This window comes from Duganella sp. FT27W (genome assembly GCF_009295655.1).
Taxonomy (GTDB): Bacteria; Pseudomonadota; Gammaproteobacteria; order Burkholderiales; family Burkholderiaceae_D; genus Rugamonas; species Rugamonas zoogloeoides.
On record NZ_WHIV01000002.1, the window covers coordinates 205,342 to 223,222 of the forward strand.

At 62.2% G+C, this 17,881-nt stretch carries 14 protein-coding genes; 4 read left to right on the top strand and 10 right to left on the bottom strand.

The window, feature by feature from the left end; translation table 11 throughout:
* Positions 1 to 16: 16 nt before the first annotated feature.
* The 3 genes from pstA to pstS all read right to left on the bottom strand — a co-directional run bounded on the left by pstA (position 17) and on the right by pstS (position 3,095).
* Positions 17 to 904, bottom strand: a complete 888-nt coding sequence (gene pstA, locus F8197_RS07165) for a phosphate ABC transporter permease PstA (RefSeq protein ID WP_152881326.1) — start codon at positions 902 to 904, stop codon at positions 17 to 19.
* The gene (pstC, locus tag F8197_RS07170) at positions 901 to 1,947 is read right to left on the bottom strand and encodes a phosphate ABC transporter permease subunit PstC (RefSeq protein WP_019922124.1); all 1,047 of its coding nucleotides are present in this window, start codon (positions 1,945 to 1,947) and stop codon (positions 901 to 903) included. Before pstC ends, pstA begins: the two co-directional genes overlap by 4 nt.
* Before the next feature lie 101 nt (positions 1,948 to 2,048).
* Positions 2,049 to 3,095, bottom strand: coding sequence for a phosphate ABC transporter substrate-binding protein PstS (gene pstS, locus F8197_RS07175; protein WP_152881328.1), 1,047 nt, complete (start codon positions 3,093 to 3,095; stop codon positions 2,049 to 2,051).
* Between the two features lie 315 nt (positions 3,096 to 3,410).
* On the opposite strand from pstS, the gene ppk1 reads away from it, so the two are divergent.
* Both ppk1 and F8197_RS07185 read left to right on the top strand, forming a co-directional pair.
* Positions 3,411 to 5,504, top strand: a complete 2,094-nt coding sequence (ppk1, locus tag F8197_RS07180; protein WP_152881330.1) for a polyphosphate kinase 1 — start codon at positions 3,411 to 3,413, stop codon at positions 5,502 to 5,504.
* Positions 5,505 to 5,571: 67 nt separating this feature from the next.
* Positions 5,572 to 6,036 carry a histidine phosphatase family protein gene (locus F8197_RS07185; RefSeq protein WP_152881332.1) on the top strand — a complete coding sequence of 155 codons (465 nt, stop codon included), beginning with the start codon at positions 5,572 to 5,574 and terminating at the stop codon, positions 6,034 to 6,036.
* 25 nt (positions 6,037 to 6,061) lie between these two features.
* Here the strand turns inward: F8197_RS07185 and F8197_RS07190 are convergent, their stop codons facing one another.
* Both F8197_RS07190 and fliD read right to left on the bottom strand, forming a co-directional pair.
* Positions 6,062 to 7,162: a polyamine ABC transporter substrate-binding protein gene (locus F8197_RS07190; RefSeq protein WP_056138594.1), complete on the bottom strand. Its 1,101-nt coding sequence runs from the start codon at positions 7,160 to 7,162 to the stop codon at positions 6,062 to 6,064.
* 77 nt (positions 7,163 to 7,239) lie between these two features.
* Positions 7,240 to 8,643 (bottom strand): flagellar filament capping protein FliD, encoded by a 1,404-nt coding sequence (gene fliD, locus F8197_RS07195; protein ID WP_152881334.1) that lies wholly within the window; start codon positions 8,641 to 8,643, stop codon positions 7,240 to 7,242.
* 255 nt (positions 8,644 to 8,898) lie between these two features.
* On the opposite strand from fliD, the gene F8197_RS07200 reads away from it, so the two are divergent.
* Positions 8,899 to 11,094 (top strand): TonB-dependent siderophore receptor, encoded by a 2,196-nt coding sequence (locus F8197_RS07200; RefSeq protein ID WP_227012142.1) that lies wholly within the window; start codon positions 8,899 to 8,901, stop codon positions 11,092 to 11,094.
* Positions 11,095 to 11,141: 47 nt separating this feature from the next.
* On the opposite strand, the gene F8197_RS07205 is transcribed toward F8197_RS07200, so the two are convergent.
* The 4 genes from F8197_RS07205 to alr all read right to left on the bottom strand — a co-directional run bounded on the left by F8197_RS07205 (position 11,142) and on the right by alr (position 15,548).
* Positions 11,142 to 12,533: a CoA transferase gene (locus tag F8197_RS07205; RefSeq protein ID WP_152881336.1), complete on the bottom strand. Its 1,392-nt coding sequence runs from the start codon at positions 12,531 to 12,533 to the stop codon at positions 11,142 to 11,144.
* A 149-nt stretch (positions 12,534 to 12,682) separates the two neighbouring features.
* Complete coding sequence (locus F8197_RS07210) at positions 12,683 to 13,003, bottom strand: PilZ domain-containing protein (protein WP_082488550.1); 321 nt, start codon at positions 13,001 to 13,003, stop codon at positions 12,683 to 12,685.
* A 62-nt stretch (positions 13,004 to 13,065) separates the two neighbouring features.
* Positions 13,066 to 14,442 carry a DNA repair protein RadA gene (radA, locus tag F8197_RS07215; RefSeq protein WP_019922115.1) on the bottom strand — a complete coding sequence of 459 codons (1,377 nt, stop codon included), beginning with the start codon at positions 14,440 to 14,442 and terminating at the stop codon, positions 13,066 to 13,068.
* 2 nt (positions 14,443 to 14,444) lie between these two features.
* Positions 14,445 to 15,548 (bottom strand): alanine racemase, encoded by a 1,104-nt coding sequence (gene alr / locus F8197_RS07220; protein ID WP_152881338.1) that lies wholly within the window; start codon positions 15,546 to 15,548, stop codon positions 14,445 to 14,447.
* Positions 15,549 to 15,689: 141 nt separating this feature from the next.
* On the opposite strand from alr, the gene lplT reads away from it, so the two are divergent.
* Entirely contained in the window at positions 15,690 to 16,952 is a 1,263-nt protein-coding gene (lplT, locus tag F8197_RS07225; protein ID WP_152881340.1) for a lysophospholipid transporter LplT, read from the top strand.
* Here the strand turns inward: lplT and F8197_RS07230 are convergent.
* Positions 16,949 to 17,836, bottom strand: a complete 888-nt coding sequence (locus F8197_RS07230; protein WP_373996848.1) for a DUF1853 family protein — start codon at positions 17,834 to 17,836, stop codon at positions 16,949 to 16,951. The genes lplT and F8197_RS07230 overlap by 4 nt on opposite strands.
* Between the last annotated feature and the right edge of the window lie 45 nt (positions 17,837 to 17,881).

The window sequence follows — 17,881 nt, forward strand, 5'->3', positions numbered from 1 at the left end:
TGTAAGTGGTCGCTAATTAGTTTGGAATTTTTTGGCTGAACATGGTGCGCGAGACGATGTTAAGCGCCAGCACACTGAAGGTAACCAGCAGCGCGCCGCCCCAGGCCAGTTCGCGCCAGTTGTCGTACGGGCTCATGGCGAAACCATAAATCACGACAGGCAAGTTGGCCATCGGGCCGTTCATGTCCTTGCTGAAGAACTGGTTGTTCAGGGCAGTGAACAGCAGCGGCGCGGTTTCGCCCGAGATGCGGGCCACGGCCAGCAGCACGCCGGTGATCACGCCGGCTTTCACGGCGCGCAGGCGCACCGTCATCGCTACTTTCCAGCGCGGTGCGCCCAGGGCGAACGCCGCTTCCAGCAGGCTGCTAGGTACCAGGCGCAGCATGTTGTCGGTGGTACGCACCACGACCGGCACGGCGATCAGGGCCAGCGCGATCGAACCGGCGTAACCGGAGTAATGGTTGGTGGTGGCCACGTAAGCAGCCCACACGAACATGCCGATCACGATCGACGGAGCCGACAGCATGATGTCGGTGACAAAGCGGGTCACGGCCGCCAGCTTGTTTTCATTGCCGTACTCGGCCAGGTACATGCCGGCCAGGATGCCGATCGGCGTGCTCACCAGCGTGGACAGGCCGACGATCATGAAGCTGCCGAAGATGGCGTTGGCCAGGCCACCGCCTTCGCTGCCCGGCGCCGGGGTGCTTTCGGTGAACATGTTCACCGACAGGGCACTAAAGCCATTGACGACCAGGGTGACCAGGATCCAGGCCAGCACGGCCAGGCCCAGCGACATCGCCAGCACCGACATGGCGATGCCCACGCGGTGGCGGAACAGGCGCTTGCGGTACACCTTGTTCATCGGAACAATCGGTTCCTGCGGGTTGATGGCAGCTTGGTTCATTTGAGGCCTTCCTTGCGGGACATGCCAACCAACATCAGTTTGGCGGCGGACAGGACGATAAAGGTGATGACAAACAGGATCAGTGCCAGCGCGAACAGCGACGAGGTGTGCAGCACGGTGTCCGATTCGGCGAATTCGTTGGCCAGCGTCGAGGCGATCGAGTTACCGGCAGCGAACAGCGAGAACGACAGCTTGTTGGCGTTACCGATCACGAAGGTCACGGCCATGGTCTCGCCCAGCGCGCGGCCCAGGCCCAGCATCACACCGCCAACGACGCCGGTCTTGGTGTACGGCAGCACGATCTTGCGCACCACTTCCCAGCGGGTGCAGCCGAGGCCGTAAGCCGATTCTTTCAATACCGCCGGCACGATCTCGAACACGTCGCGCATCACCGACGAGATGAACGGGATGATCATCACGGCCAGGATCAGGGCGGCGGTCAGGATGCCGATGCCCATGGTGGGGCCGCTGAAGAATGGTCCGATGATCGGCAGCACGCCCAGCGTGCTTTTCAGGAACGGTTGCACGTAGTCGCCGAACAGCGGGGCGAACACGAACAGGCCCCACATGCCGTAGATGATCGACGGCACGCCGGCCAGCAGTTCGACGGCGGTGCCGAGCGGGCGGCGCAGCGAGGCGGGGCAGATTTCGGTGAGGAACAGCGCGATACCAAAGCTGATCGGGAACGCGATCAGCAGGGCGATGCCGGAAGTGGCCAGGGTGCCGACGATGGCGATCATGGCGCCGTACTGGTCGTTGACCGGATCCCATTCGACGCGGGTGATGAAGCCGGGGCCGAACTCCTTGAAAGCCGGCCAGGCGCCGACCATGAGCGAAATGATAATTCCCAGCAGCACCAGCAGCACCGACAGCGCGAACAGCATGGTGGTTTTGTGGAAGAAGAAGTCCTGGATGCGCTGCTTGCGCATGGTCCGCATCATCGACTGCATGGCGGCCTGTTCAGCAGCGGTGGCCTGCGCGGTACTAAATTGCGAGGCCGGCTCCGGTTTTGGAATTGGCGTGGTAGTGATGTCAGCGCTCATATTGTTATCTCGGGAAGGTAAGCTAGCCTGCGATGTCCACATGGGCACCGCAGGCTAACCCCCTCACCGCCTTGTATTGCAGGCAGTGAAGGGAATCAGGATTAGTAGATGGCCTTGCCCGAAGCGTCTTTCAGGTTGGCTTTCCAGGAATCCTGCACCAGTTTCACCACCGAGTCAGGCAGCGGTACGTAGTCCAGTTCAACAGCCGACTTGCCGCCGTTTTTGAAGGCCCAGTCGAAGAATTTCACGACTTCCTTGCCCTTGTTGGCGTCCGGTTGCACTTTGTGCATCAGGATGAACGACACGCCGGTGATCGGCCACGAGTTTTTACCAGCCTGGTCGGTCAGCACCACGCCGAAGCCCGGGGTCTTGGTCCACTCGGCGTTGGCAGCAGCAGCTTTGAAGAACTCGTCGTCAGGTTGCAGGAAGTTGCCGTCCTTGTTTTTCAGCTGGGTGTGCTGCATCTTGTTTTTCTTGGCGTACGCCCACTCGACGTAGCCGATCGAACCCTTGATACGCTGCACGTTGGCGGCGACGCCTTCGTTACCCTTGCCGCCCACGCCCACGATCCATTTCACTGCGGTGCCGGCGCCGATTTTCGATTTGAAATCAGGGCTGGTTTTCGACAGGTAGTCGGTGAACAGGAACGAGGTGCCCGAACCGTCGGCGCGGTGCACCACGGTGATGTCTTCTGCTGGCAGCTTGACGCCGGCGTTTTGTGCGGCGATTGCCGGGTCGTTCCACTTGGTGATCTTGCCAAGGTAGATGTCAGCCACGATCGGACCGGTCAGTTTCAGTTGACCTGGGGTCAGGCCTGGAACGTTGACCACGGTCACCACGCCGCCCATGATGGCCGGGAACTGCATCAGGCCTTCGGCGTCGAGGTCTTCCGCTTTCATCGGGGCATCCGAGGCGCCGAAATCGACGGTCTTGGCTTTGATTTGCTTGATGCCAGCGCCCGAACCGACGGACTGGTAGTTCAGGCCATTGCCGGTAGAGGCTTTGTAGGTCTCAGCCCATTTTGCGTAGATTGGGTATGGGAAGGTCGCGCCGGCGCCGGTCATATCGGCAGCGGTGGCAGCGGACGAGAGAGCCATCATGGCGCAGGCACCGACTACCAGGGAAGAGATCAGTTGTTTCATTCGCATTTCAAAGTCCTTTGTTATGACAGGTTAGGATGCTGCGAAGTCTAACCGGCCAATATGACAGGTTTATGACATCTAGAAAAAATGTCCAAAAAGAAGTTTTTTGCCGAGTAACACCCCTCTCCCCTATGAAAACAGGTGCATGTCATAAGCGAATAACGCGATTGTGACACGTCCATGTCATAAAAGACGGGCAGTTTTGGCGGTTTATGACAGCGTGTGTCACAAACTTGTCATAATTGGTCTTTACACTGTTGCATCATTCTTCTGTTGAATTACAGGCTAGAATTACCTTATCTGCAAAGTGACCAAAGAGACATGAAGCCTGATGTGCATGCCGAAGTCGGCAAGAATTCCGCGTTCCTCGACCGCGAGCTGTCGCAACTGATGTTCAACCGCCGGGTGCTGGCGCAAGCCGAAGACAAGAGCATCCCCTTGCTCGAACGCTTGCGTTATTTATGTATTGCCAGCAGCAACCTTGATGAATTCTTTGAAGTACGCGTCGCCAGCCTGCTGGCCGCCGCCGGCACCGATGGCGTGCTGGCCACCCACCCCGCCCTGCTTGCCACCCTCTCCCGCATCAGCAACGAATGCCACGCGCTGGTTACCCACCAATACAATATTCTCAACCAGGAAGTGCTGCCAGAGCTGGCTGCCAGCGGCGTGCACCTGGTGCGTCACAACGAACGCACCGAAGCCGAGCGCGCCTGGGTCAAGGAGTATTTCGACACCGAGGTGCGGCCGCTGCTCACGCCGATCGGGCTCGACCCGGCCCACCCGTTCCCGCAGGTGGTCAATAAAAGCCTGAATTTCATCGTCTCGCTGTCGGGCAAGGATGCCTTCGGCCGCGGTACGGCGATTGCGATATTAAAAGCGCCGCGCGTGCTGCCGCGCGTGATCCGCCTGCCCGACGGGCTGTCCAACCGTGGCGGCGTGTCGTTCTGCCTGCTGTCGTCGGTGATCCACGCGCATATCTCGGATTTGTTTGCCGGGCGCGAAGTAATCGCCTATTCGCAGTTTCGCGTCACCCGCGACAGCGACTTGTGGGTCGATGAAGATGAAGTGAAAAACCTGCGCCAGGCGCTCAAGGGCGAATTGCAGGGCCGCCAGTTCGGCACCTCGGTGCGACTGGAAGTGGCGATCAACTGCCCGCCCGAGCTGTCGCAGTTCCTGCTCGACCAGTTCGGCCTGCAGCAGAGCCGGTTGTACGCGGTGAACGGCCCGGTCAACCTGGTGCGGCTCACCGAAATCATGGACCACGTGGAAGATCCGTCGCTGCGCTTCGCGCCGTTCTTCCCCGGCAGCGCGCAAAAGCCGGGCAGCGCCGACATCTTTGCCGCACTGCGCGCGCACGACATCCTGCTGCACCACCCGTTCCAGTCGTTCCAGACCGTGATCGACTTCATTCGCAGCGCAGCCCACGATCCGGCCGTGGTGGCGATCAAGCAGACGATTTACCGCACCGGCATGAATTCCGACCTGATGGAAGCGCTGATCACGGCCGCCCGCGCGGGCAAGGAAGTGACCGTGATAGTGGAACTGAAGGCGCGCTTCGACGAAGAAGCCAATATCAACTGGGCCGACAAGCTCGAGCAAGCCGGCGCCCAGGTCGTGTACGGCGTGGTGGGCCTGAAAACCCACGCCAAGGTGGCGCTGGTGATCCGCCGCGAGGAAGGCAAGCTGAAGTATTACGCCCACCTGGGCACCGGCAACTACCACCCGACCACCACCAAGTTCTACACCGACTTCGGTCTGCTGACCTGCCACCCGGGCATCAGCCAGGAGGTCAACGAGGTATTTATTCACCTCACCAGCCTGACCAAGCCGCACCGGCTCAACCACTTGTGGCTGGCGCCGTTCGCCTTGCAGAACGAAATCATCAAGGCCATCCGCAACGAGGCGCGCATCGCGCGCAGCGGACGTCCGGGCCGGATTATTGTTAAGATGAACGCGCTGGTGGACGAATCGGTGATCCGCGCGCTGTACGCGGCGTCCAAGGACGGTGTCAAGATCGACCTGATCGTGCGCGGCGCCTGCACTCTGAAACCGGGCGTGCCGGGGCTGTCGGAAAACATCAAGGTGCGCTCGATCATCGGCCGCTTCCTCGAACACAGCCGCATCTATTATTTCCGCAACGACCTGGCGCACGACATCATGCTGTCGAGCGCGGACTGGATGAGCCGCAACCTGTTCCGCCGCATCGAGGTCGCCTTCCCGATCCTGGACAAGGCGCTCAAGCGGCGCGTGATGTCGGAAGGGTTGAACCCTTACCTCAAGGACAACCGCAACGCCTGGGAGCTGGAACCGGACGGCCACTACCAGCGCCGCAAGGCACGCGGCAAACAGGGCGGTTTCTCCGCCCAACAACATTTAATGGAAACGCTGGGCATGCCCGGCGCAGTGATCGAGTAATTTTTGGCAAGGTGTACCGGGAGGTGCACCGGGATCTGATTTCACCAACTGGCATCAAGGAGAACATATGGATCTCGTTTTATGGCGGCACGCGGAGGCCGAAGATGCGGCGCCCGGCATGACCGACCTGGAACGCGCGCTGACCGGCAAGGGCATCAAGCAGGCGCGCCGCATGGGACTATGGCTCGATTCGCAACTGCCCGACAGCTGCCGCATCCTGGCCAGCCCGGCCGTGCGCACCCTGCAAACGGTGGAAGCGCTGGGCCGCAAGTTCAAGCTGCACAACGACCTGGCGCCGGGCGCCGACCCGGCCGACATCCTGAAAGCGGTCAACTGGCCGGGCAACAAGGATTCGGTGCTGGTGGTCGGCCACCAGCCCACCTTGGGCATGGTGGCAGCGCTGCTGCTGACGGGCGAAGACCTGGACTGGGATATCCGCAAGGCCAGCGCCTGGTGGTTTGCCCAGCGCGAGCCTGGTGACCCGGGCAGCGTGTATCTGAAAGCGGTGATGAGCGCGGACCTGGTCAAATAACCAGGCCCGCGTTTGGGGAACGGGCTTAGCGGCCCGTCTTGAACTTGGTGTAGGTACGCGTGATCACGCGCCGGATATCGGCCGGCACCGACTCCGGCGCGGCCATGCGCTGCTTGTCCGCATCGGACAGGAACACGGTCTTGTTGCCGGCGATATCCTTGCGCACGAACTTCATGCTGGCCGTGTTCGGGTTGGCGTAAAACACCTTGTTGGTCAGGCTGGCATGCACTTCCGGGCGCATGATGTAGTTGATCCACAGGTGGGCATTGTTCGGGTGCGGGGCGTCGGCGGGAATCGCCATGGTGTCGAACACCAGCGCGGCCGGGGTTTTCGGCACCAGCACCTCGATCACATTGCCGTTCTTGGCGTCGAGCGCGCGTTGGCGGGCAATATTGATGTCGCCCGACCAGCCCAGCGCCACGCAGACGGCGCCATTGGCCATGTCGTTGATATAGCCCGACGAACTGAACAGGGTGACATTGGGACGGATGGTTTGCAGCAGCTTGCCCGCCTCGGCGTAATCGGCAGCGTTTTTCGAGTACGCCGGTTTGCCGAGATACATCAGCGCAGCCGGCAATACTTCGGACGGCGAATCGAGGAACGACACGCCGCACGATTTCACCTTGGATGCATACTTGGGATCGAACACCAGGTCCCAGGCATTGGCCGGCATCGGCATGCCGCCGAGCGCGGCTTTCACTTTATTGACGTTGATGCCGACCGTGGTGTAACCCCACAGCCAGTCCACCAGGTATTCATTATTCGGATCGATGCTGGCAAGCTTGGCCTGGATCGCCGGATCGAGGTTTTTCAGGTTGGGCAGCTTCGATTTATCGAGCTTGCGCAGCAGCTTGCCTTCGATTTGCAGGCGCGCCCACTGGGCAGTAGGCACCACGATGTCGTAGCCCGACTTGCCGGCGACGAGCTTGGAGTTCAGGATTTCGTTGTTGTCGAACACATCATAGCGCACCTTGATGCCGGTCTCTTTCTCGAAATTCTTGACCGTGTCTTCCGCGATGTAGTCGGACCAGTTATAGATGTTGAGGACTTTTTCCTCTTGCGCCTGGGCCAGACCAGCCACCATCAAACCGGCCACCGCCAGCACGCCAACGAACTTTCCTGCCATAACACCTCCGAGTGGGATTCATACACAAGCCGTGATGATCCGGCATCGGGCCGTTACGTGCAAGAGGTTCGTTTGGATTAGCCGAGCAAATCGAACAAGGTGCCGGTGGACCCGGTACTGCCGGTGCCGAACATGCCGCCGCCGGTGCCGGTCTGCGACTGCGCCGAGTACAGCGCCGCCAGCGCGGTGGCCTGGGCGGTGAGCGCCTTGGTCAGCGCGGCGCGCTTGGTGTTGGTGGCGTCGAGCTCGCGGTTGACCTGGGTGGTCTCGCGGCTGATCACGCTGTTCTTGTCGGTAAACGAGGTCGCTTTGGCGCCCATCAGGTCGGCCAGGCCCTTGCCGTCGCTGGTAAACAGCTTGGCCACTTGCGACGAATCGGCAGTGATGGCTGCCTGCATCTTCTTGTCGTCGATCACCAGGTTGCCGTCCTTGCCCTGGCTGATCCCGGCTGCCGCTAGCGCCGACGTGGAAACGTTGCCGCCACCGGTCCTGAGCAACAGGTCCATCTGCATGGTGACCTGGCCCAGCGCCGTGTCGCCCTTGAGGGCGCCGTTGGACAGGGTTTTCAGCTTGCTGTTGAGGTCGTTGTAGGCGGCCACGAACGTTTTGAGGTTGTCGCCGATCTTGCTGGCATCCTGGCTGATGGTGATGTCGGCCTTGCCCTTGCCGGTGAGCGTGAGCGCGGCGCCGTCAATGCCCTTGTTCTTGTCCAGCGTGTTGCTGGCGCTCTTGATCTCCTTGCCATCGACCGTGAGGATGGCGTCCTGGGCGGCCGTGGTCTGCTTGAAGCCCTGCTTGCCTTTTTCGTCGGGATCGTAGCCGAGCAGGTTTTTCAGCGCGCCGTCGCCACTGACGCTGATGCGCATGCTGTTGGCTTCGCCGCTCTGGCCGGCGATCGACAGCGACACCTTGCCATCGTCGCCCTTGGCCACCGTGACGTCCACGCCAGCGGCCTTGAAGGCAGCAGCGATGCCCTCGACCGTGTTGTTGGTGCTGTCGATGGAAATGGTCTTGCTGGTGGCCGTGCCGTTGGTCGTGAAGCCCTTGTCGCCGGCAGTGCCGAAGTCGATCTTGACAGTGGTGGGCGCGCCGGTGCCGACCTTGGCGGTGGCAGAGCTGAATTCGGTGCTGGTCAGGAACTGGCCCTGCGCCAGTTGCTGGACGTTGATCGCGTAGGTGCCAGCCTTGGCGCCGCCGGTCGACGTGGCGGTGAGCACGGTTTTATCGGTACTGGCAGCCGAGGTGGACAGGCCGCTGCCGGTCAATGCCGCAGCGATCGACTGGAAGCTGCCCAGCGCACTTTGCAGCTGGCCCAGGCCCGAGAGCTTGGTCTGGCTGCTGGCCAGCGCGGCGTTGAGCCGGGTGGCGCCATTGTTCTGCGACATCATGGTCTGCTCGACGCGCTTGTACACGTCGGAACTGATCGATGAAGTGGTGCTGGCGGTGTTGGTGGCAGAACTGGTGAGCGGATTGATGGCCATAGCGGGGTCTCGGCTGTTGAGGCAGTGGTATATACCGATAGTATGCTACAGAAACTATATTTCAAAGCAATGAACAGGCAGCCAATCTCGCTTCTATCCGTCCCTGCCAGCGGAAATGCGCCTCTTCCTTCTGCATCATTGACTTTCATTGCACAATTAGCTCCCTGGCATTGACTTTAGAATGCGAATCGTTATCATTATTGTTTTCTTCTAACAGTTTCGATTTTCGCCTTACTAACAGGAACCATTACAAACATGAACCAGCAAGCACACGCCCGCACGGGTCTTACCCTCAATCGTCTCGCGGTCGCTGTCGCGCTTGCCATGCCGTTGCTGGTCCAGGCGCAGACTGCCGGACAGGATGCGGTATTGCAACAAGTTGAAGTATCGGCTCAAAAAACCGATGACACTACGGGCACTTACAATGTTGGTCGCACCCGTTCGGCAACGCCGCTGGACATGTCGCTGCGCGACACGCCGCAATCGGTGACCGTGATTACCCAACAACGCATCCAGGACCAGTTCCTGCAGAACGTCACCGATGTCATCAACAATGTGGCTGGCGTCTCGGTCAACCAGTACGAAACCCACCGTGGCGGCTTCACCTCGCGCGGTTTCGACATCGACAACCTGCAAATCGATGGCGTGCCCACCACCTGGCAACAACAATGGAGCGGCGGCGAGACCCTGTCCAGCCTGGCGACCTACGACCGCGTGGAAGTCGTGCGCGGCTCCACCGGCCTGATGACCGGCGCCGGCAACCCGTCCGCCTCGATCAACCTGGTGCGCAAGCGCGCCACCAGCAAGGTGCTCACCGGTTCGGCCGACGTGTCGGTCGGCAGCTGGAGCGACCGCCGTGGCCTGGTCGACGTTTCCACCCCGCTCACCAAGTCGGGCAATGTGCGCGCCCGCGTGGTGGGCGAAATCCACAAGGCCGACAGCTACGTCAACTCGCTCAAGACCGACGACAACACCATTTATGCTACCGTCGAAGCCGACCTTACGCCTTCCACGCTGGTATCGGTGGGCTTCAGCCGCCAGACCACCGATCCGAACGGCCCGATGTGGGGCGGCCTGCCATTCTGGTACAGCGACGGCACGCAAACCAACTGGGATGTATCCAAAACGTCCACCGCCAACTGGACCAAGTGGGAAACCTCGTACAACAACGCCTTCGCCAACCTCGAACACACGTTCGACAACGGCTGGAAACTGCGCGCGTCCTACACCGACAGCGTGCGTAAATCGGACTCCGCCTTGCTGTACCTGTCGGGCACGCCGGACCGCGTGACCGGCCTGGGCATGTTCGCCTTTTCTGGCGCATACGTCACCGAGACCAAGCAGCAGGACGCGGGCATTCAACTGAACGGTTCGTTCAACCTGGGCGGCCGCAAGCATGAAGCCGCCTTCGGCTACACCCATTCGAAGCAAAAGTTCAATTCCAACAGCCGCGCTGCCGACTTCGGCACCGCCGACTCGTCGGTCGGCAACTTCAACAACTGGAATCCGGCCGCCTACCCTACCCCGACCTGGGGTCCCGAGACGTTCTACGAACGCAGTGAAACCACCCAGGACGGCCTGTACGGCGTGGGCCGCTTCTCGCTGGCCGATCCGCTCAAGCTGATCGTCGGCGCACGCGTCGCCAAGTACGAAAAGTCGGGCACCGGCCTGTACACCGCTGCCTACAACATCAAGCATGACAACGAAGTCACGCCATATGCCGGCCTGGTCTACGACATCAACAGCACCTTCTCGGCGTACGGCAGCTACACCGAAATCTTCCAGCCGCAAAACTACAAGGACCTGGCCGGCAACTACCTCGATCCGATCGAAGGCAAGAACAAGGAAATCGGTATCAAGGGCGAATTCCTCGACGGCCGCGTGAACGCATCGTTCGCGTTGTTCAAGATTTCGCAGGACAAGCTGGCCCAGGCGGCCGGCAATGTGCTGCGTCCGGGCAGCACATTGCCGGAAGCGTACTATCGCGCGGCCGACGGCGCCACCAGCGAGGGCTTCGACCTGGAAGTAACGGGCGAAGTGGCACGTGGCTGGAACGCCAGCGCCAGCTACACCCACTACAGCGCCAAGGATGCCGACGGTCTGCCGTTCAACAGCATTTATCCGCGCGACCTGTTCCGCGTGTTCACCACCTACGACCTGTCCGGCCCGCTGGCCGGCGTCACCGTGGGCGGCGGCATCAACTGGGAAGGCAAAACCTACACCACCGACCCGGCCGCGCCTGCCGGCAACACCACCAACAACCAGATCCTGCAAGACTCGTTCGCGATGGTCAACCTGATGGCGCGCTACGAGATCAACAAGAACTGGTCGGCGCAGCTGAACGTGGACAACCTGACCGACAAAAAACACCTGGCCATGTTTGCCGCGTACAACCAGATCACGTATGGTGCGCCACGCCGCGTGACGGCTGCACTCAAATACCGTTTCTGATGTCCTGATGCACTAGCTACAGCCGGCGCCTGGTGCGCCGGCTTTTTTTATGGTGCGCCCCACCTTGCCGGCGCCGACCCGAGGTCGCTGGCGCCACGCTGCCACGCCATCGCCATGCCGTCGATCACCGCCGGAGCGCGCAAGCGCCGGGCCGGTCCCCAGTCGGTATGTTCGAGTCCCGGTGCGTAATCGTCGGCTGCAACCGGCGCCAGCTGCTGCGCGCCGATATCGCCGGGGGCAGTCATCAACAACGCCGCCGTGCGCGCCAGCGACAGCCGCGCCCGGGTTGCCCGCTGCTGCGTTGCCTTGACGATCAGGCCGCGCACCACGGCGGCGGCCATCAGGTAACCAGTTGCGTGATCGAGCGCCTGCACCGGCAGCGGTACCGGTTTGCCGGCGCCGCTGGCCTGCATGCCGTGCTCGGCGATGCCGCAACTCATCTGCACCAGGCTATCAAAACCGCGCCGGCCGGCCCACGGGCCGCTCCAGCCATAGGCGTCGAGGCTGACATCGACCAGGCCGGGGTTGACCTGCCGGCGGTATGCCTCGCCGTAGCCCAGCCGTGCCAGTGCTTCGGGGCGGTAACCATGTACGAGAACGTCCGCCTCGGCCAGCAACTGGTCGAACACGGCGCGATCGGGCGCGTGATGCAGGTCCAGCCGGGCGCAGCGCTTGCCGGGCGTGACCTCGGGAATCACACCGGGCTCGTTCCAGTCGGGCGCATCGATGCGCAACACGTCTGCGCCGTAGCCGGCCAGGAAGCGCGTGGCGACGGGGCCGGCCAGTACCCGCGTCAAATCCAGCACCTTGAGTCCCGCCAGCGGTCGCGCCGCCGTGCCGGTCAAGCCAGCCTGCGCGTTGCAGGGCAGGCTGTCGAAGGCGATCAGCGGCTCGGCGGCAACTGCCAGCCCTTGCGGATGGACGCGCCAGTCGTCGGCCGAGCGCATCTGCGCGGCGCAACCGCCGTTGGCGACGACTGCGGCCTCCAGCGCTGCCCCTGGCCACCTGGCGATCGCCTCTTCCACGGCCTGCCGGTCCGGCCCGCAACCGAGCACATCGAGCGCTGCGTGGCGGTGGTGCGGCGCATTGGTGTGCAGCCGTATCCAGCCGTCCTGGCACGCATAGTCGCCGGCCACCGCATCCCACAAGGCCGGGCGCTCCCAGCCGACCGGCGCCAGCGACCAGCCGAACCACAACGAAGCGAGCCGGCGGTCCACGCACACCGGCGCCTGCGCCCCGCCCTGCAGCGCGCCCAGCTCGCGCACGGCCAACGCTGCCGCCCCAACCGAGGCGGCAGCGAGATCGGTGACCGCGTAGTACGACGGCAAGTTACCGTCGCCGGTAAACGTAACGGCGCCGATTGACGGCGCCGGCAGTTCCAGCGCCGACCAGATGGCGGCCAGCAAATGATGCGATTGAGGATGAGAGTCGTCAGCCATGCAAGCCCCGGAAGATTGATCGTGTGCCGAGCTTAGGCTGCTGCGTGGGTGAAGTCAATCTTCAGTAAAAACCTTGGCGGTGCAGGCAGGGCCAGTTGCTCGGCGCGGGAGGTCGGAAAGCGAGGCGCGAGGGATGCCGACGATGGCTATCAGCGCAGGAACTTGTTGACGGTCGCCATGGTCCCGATGTCCGGGTTGACGTAGGTAAAACCGATCTTGAACTGATCGCCGCTGAAGATGCAGTAGTTGACCTTGCAGCGGGTGCTGACCAGTTGGCCCTTGCCTTCCATGAACAGCTCGAAGGTGACCTGTCCCATGTGGCCGACTGCCAGCTTATGGTCGTAGGTGAGCGATACGCCGGTGCCGCTGATATCGATGGTCCGCCCTTGCTGTGGCGGCAGGCCATCCATTACCACCACTGCCTTGGCGCGCACGATCTTTCGTGCGGCGGATCGTTGATCGACTAACAATTTCCCTGTCCTTTATTACGTAAAGAGCACTATTGCTCTTAGAAACACGTAACAATACAGCTTTATTGGATTTCGCGCAGCTTATTGAAAGCGTCGTCGATACGATCTACCGCAATAATCGTCATTCCTTCGATCGGTTGCTTGGGCGCGTTGGCGCTCGGGATCATGGCGATGGAAAAACCGAGCTTGGCCGCTTCGCGCAAGCGCTCCTGGCCACGTGGCGCGGGGCGGATTTCACCGGCCAGCCCCACTTCGCCAAACACCACGAAGCCGCGCGGCAGCGGCTTGTTGCGCATCGAGGAATTGATCGCCAGCAGCACGGCAAGGTCGGCCGCCGGCTCGGTGATTTTCACCCCACCGACGGCGTTGATGAACACGTCCTGGTCGAACGCGGCAATGCCGGCATGGCGGTGCAGCACCGCCAGCAGCATGGCCAGGCGGTTTTGCTCCAGGCCTACCGACAGCCGGCGCGCGTTGGGCAAATGGCTGGCATCGACCAGCGCCTGGATTTCCACCAGCAACGGGCGCGTGCCTTCCTGCGTGACCATCACGCACGAACCGGGCACCTGGTTATCATGTTGCGACAAGAACAAGGCCGACGGATTGGAAACGCCTTTCAGGCCCTTTTCTGTCATGGCAAAGACACCGAGCTCGTTAACGGCGCCGAAGCGGTTTTTAATGGCCCGCACCAGGCGGAAGCTCGAATGGTTGTCGCCCTCGAAATACAAAACCGTATCGACAATGTGCTCGAGCACGCGCGGGCCGGCCAGCGCACCCTCTTTGGTGACGTGGCCGACCAGGATGATGGTCACGCCGGTCTGCTTGGCTGCACGGGTGAGCTGCGCCGCGCATTCGCGCACCTGCGCCACCGAGCCCGGCGCCGAACTGAGCGCATCCGAATACACGGTCTGGATCGAGTCGATCACGGCCACTTCTGGCTTGAGGTCGGCAAGGGTGCCGAGGATTTTTTCCAGCTGTATCTCGGCCTGCAATTTTAAATCGCGGGCATCGATCATCAGGCGCTTGGCGCGCAGCGCGATTTGCGCACCCGATTCTTCGCCGCTCACATATAACACCCGCTTCATGTGCGAAACATTGGCCAGCGCCTGCAGCAGCAAGGTCGATTTGCCGATGCCGGGGTCGCCGCCGATCAGCACCACGCCGCCGCTGACCAGGCCGCCGCCGAGCACGCGGTCGAATTCCTCGATGCCGGTGCCGAAGCGCGGCACGTCGATGGCGTCGATATCGGCCAGCGACAGCACCGGCGCCGTTTGCGCCAGCGCCAGGTGTTGCGGCTGCGAATAGCGGTTGTTACCACCCTGCTCGACCACGCTCTCCACCATGGTGTTCCACTGCTGGCAAGCCGAGCACTGGCCGGTCCACTTGGTGGCGATGTTGCCGCACTCGGTGCACACAAAATTGGTTTTTGCCTTGGCCACGGTTATCCCTCTACCACAGCCACGCGCGGCGCCAGCGCGCACATCAGCTCATAGCCGATGGTGCCGGCGGCAGTGGCTACCTCGTCAATCGGCAAGCCCTCGCCCCACAGCACCACCTTGCTGCCAACCGTGGCGGCGGGAATGTGCGTGAGATCTACCGTCAGCATGTCCATCGACACCCGCCCGACCAGGCGCGTGCGTACGCCATCGACCAGCACCGGCGTATCGAGCGGCGCGTGGCGCGGGTAGCCGTCGGCGTAGCCGCAGGCCACCACGCCCACGCGCATGGCGCCATCGGCCGTGAAGCGGCTGCCGTAGCCGACCGCGTCGCCAGCGGCGATGTCCTGCACGCCGATGATTTCGCTGGTCAAGGTCATGGCGGGCCGCAGGCCGTAGTCGGCTGCCGACTTGCCGCCCGGCGTGCCGCCGTACAGCATGATGCCGGGACGCACCCAGTCGTTGCGCAGCAGGTCTTCCAGTTCGCCCTGGCGCAGCACGCCGGCCGAATTGGACAGGCTGCGCATGCCGGGCAAGCCAGCCGCGCCCGCCTCGAAGCGGCGAATCTGTTCGGCGATCGGCAGCAGCGGATGCTCGGCGTCGTCGGCATTGGCAAAGTGGGTCATCAGGGTGATATTACCCACGCAAGCGAGGGCGACCAGGCGCGCATGGGCGGCGGCAAACGCTTCGGGCTTGAAGCCGAGCCGGTTCATGCCGGTATTCATCTTGAGGTGCAGGTCGAACTTGATGCCGCGCTCGCCCAGGTCGGCGTCGGCCGCTTCCAGCCAGGCCAGTTGCTCGTTGCAATGGACGGCCGACTGCAGGGTGTAACCGGCCATGGTGTGCAAGTCCTCGAAACCGAAGAAACCTTCCAATAACAGGATCGGCTTCTTCCAGCCCAGCTCGCGCAGGCGGATGGCGTTGTCGAGTTCGACCAGCGCCAGGCCGTCTGCATCGGCGAAGCCACGCATGGCGCGTTCCAGTCCGTGGCCATAGCCATTGGCTTTGAGCACGCCCCAGGCCTTGGCGCCGGGCGCGCAGGCCCGGACAACCGCCAGATTATGCTGCATGGATGCGATGTGGATGGTGGCAAGTATCGGCCTGGGCATGGGGGTTCTCTGCGCTATCTGTGAAGGCGGTATTCTACCAACTGCGTACCAATTGCGCCCGCCGGCGCACCGCTCAATTCTTGGGGTTACGAACAAAGCGTGGTATAAAGCAAGCCAATATAAGCTTTCAGGCAGTCCAGAATGAATCGTGGTTTTTATACCATCATGTCGGCGCAGTTCTTTTCTTCGCTGGCTGACAACGCATTGCTCTTCGTCGCGATTGACCTGTTGATCAACATGAATTCGCCCGGCTGGATCACGCCGCTGCTGAAGCTTTCCTTCACCCTCTTTTACGTCCTGTTGGCAGCATTTGTCGGCGCGTTCGCTGATTCGATGCCAAAAGGCAAAGTCATGTTCGTCTCCAACCTGATCAAGGTTGGCGGTTGCATGCTGATGTTCGCCCACGTTCATCCCCTGGTGGCCTATGCCGTCGTCGGCTTCGGCGCGGCCGTGTATTCGCCTGCCAAGTACGGCATCCTGACTGAACTGTTGCCGGCTGAAAAGCTGGTTGCTGCCAATGGCTGGGTCGAGGGCCTGACCGTGATGTCCATCATTTTCGGCACCGTGCTCGGCGGCGCGCTGGTTGGCGACCGGCTGTCGTCGGTGCTGCTCGGCTTCGACTTCCCGTTCATCGACACCGGCATCGAAACCCCGACCGAAGCCGCGCTGTGCGTGGTAGTGGTGATTTATGCGCTGGCCGCCATCTTCAACACCCGCATCCCGGACACCGGCTGCGTGTACGGCCACCAGCAACGCAATCCGATCAAGCTGATCAGCGAATTCGCGACCTGCTGCGGCCTGCTGTGGAAAGACAAGCTGGGCCAGATTTCGCTGGCCGTGACCACCCTGTTCTGGGGCGCCGCGCAGACCCTGCAATTCATCGTACTCGAATGGGCCAACCGCACGCTCAAGCTCTCCTATGAACAGGCGACCAGCCTGGTGGGCGTGGTAGCGATCGGTGTGGCGGTCGGCGCGATCCTGTCGGCGCGCAGCATCACCTTGCGCCGCTCGCTGACCGTGATTCCGGTCGGCATCGCCATGGGCGTGATCGTGATGGGCATGACGATGGTGAAATCGGTGGCGCTGGCGTATCCGCTGCTGGTGCTGGTCGGCTTGCTGGGGGGCTTTTTCCTGGTGCCGATGAACGCGCTGCTGCAACACCGCGGCCACGTGCTGATGAGCGCCGGTCACTCGATCGCGGTACAGAATTTTAATGAAAACCTGTCGATCCTGACCATGCTGGCAGCCTACTCGCTGATGCTGCGCGGCCACATGAACCTGAACGTGATCATCATGATCTTCGGGATGTTCCTGGCGGGGACGATGTTGATGATTCTTCGTCGTCACAAGGCGAATCAGCGCGAGTTTGATTCGGTATCCTTGATTGGAGAAGCGAAGCATTAAGGCAGTTTGCCGTCGCGGCGGTTTTGTGCGGCGCGGTCGCGCCAGTCGTCGGGCACGATGAAGCCGCGCCGCTGTTCCAGCAGCCATTCCCCTTCCTGCCGCAACACCGCCACCATGACCGGGGCGGATACCTGCGCCATCTGGCGGTCCAGCTCTGTTTGCAACGCCTCGCGGTCCATGCCAGCGCCAGTCGGCACCTTCAACGGCGCCAGCCATTGCAGGCGCGGCATGATGCAAAACTGCTCGCCCGGCAAAGCTGCCACTTGCGCCAACGGCATCCAGAACCCCTGGCAGTGCTCGTGTGAAATGCCCGGCGTCACGCCTGGTGATTGATCGTACGGATAAAACAGCCAGCCCTTGACCAGCGCCTGCGCCCGGTCCACCGCTTGCGGCAGCAGCGGCTGGGCGGCCGGGTGCCGGGCCAGCGCCAGTTGCTTGTCAAAGATCTTGCGCATCTTGGCGCCGAGCGTATCGGCCAGGTTGGGGCCGATCAGGCCGTTGAAGTCGGCGCCAGCGGTGGCCGCGTCCAACAGATAAAACTTGGTGGCGAATTCCAGGTGTACCAGCGCGGCGCCGTCGCGCAGCAGGAAGTCGAATTCGCCCACGGTGTCGTTGCGGCTGGCGCGCACTTGCAGACCGTGCGCCACCAGGGTTTGCCGGCTGGCGAAATAGAAGGCCAGCAGCTTTTCCGCGTACAAACCCAGGCGAGAGTAATGGCGTTCGCCCAGCGCGGCGTCGAGCGGCGCCGGGTCCAGATCGAGCGCAGCCAGCCAGTGGCCAACATCTGCCGTTACCGGCCCCAGCGTGGCGATACGGCCCTGCCAGTGCGGCGCGGCGGGGTCGAGCAGGTCGGGGGCATCGAGCAACCACGCCAGCGCCCGCACCCGGGGATGATGCAGATGACCCCAGCGTTGGGCAAACCCCAGCTG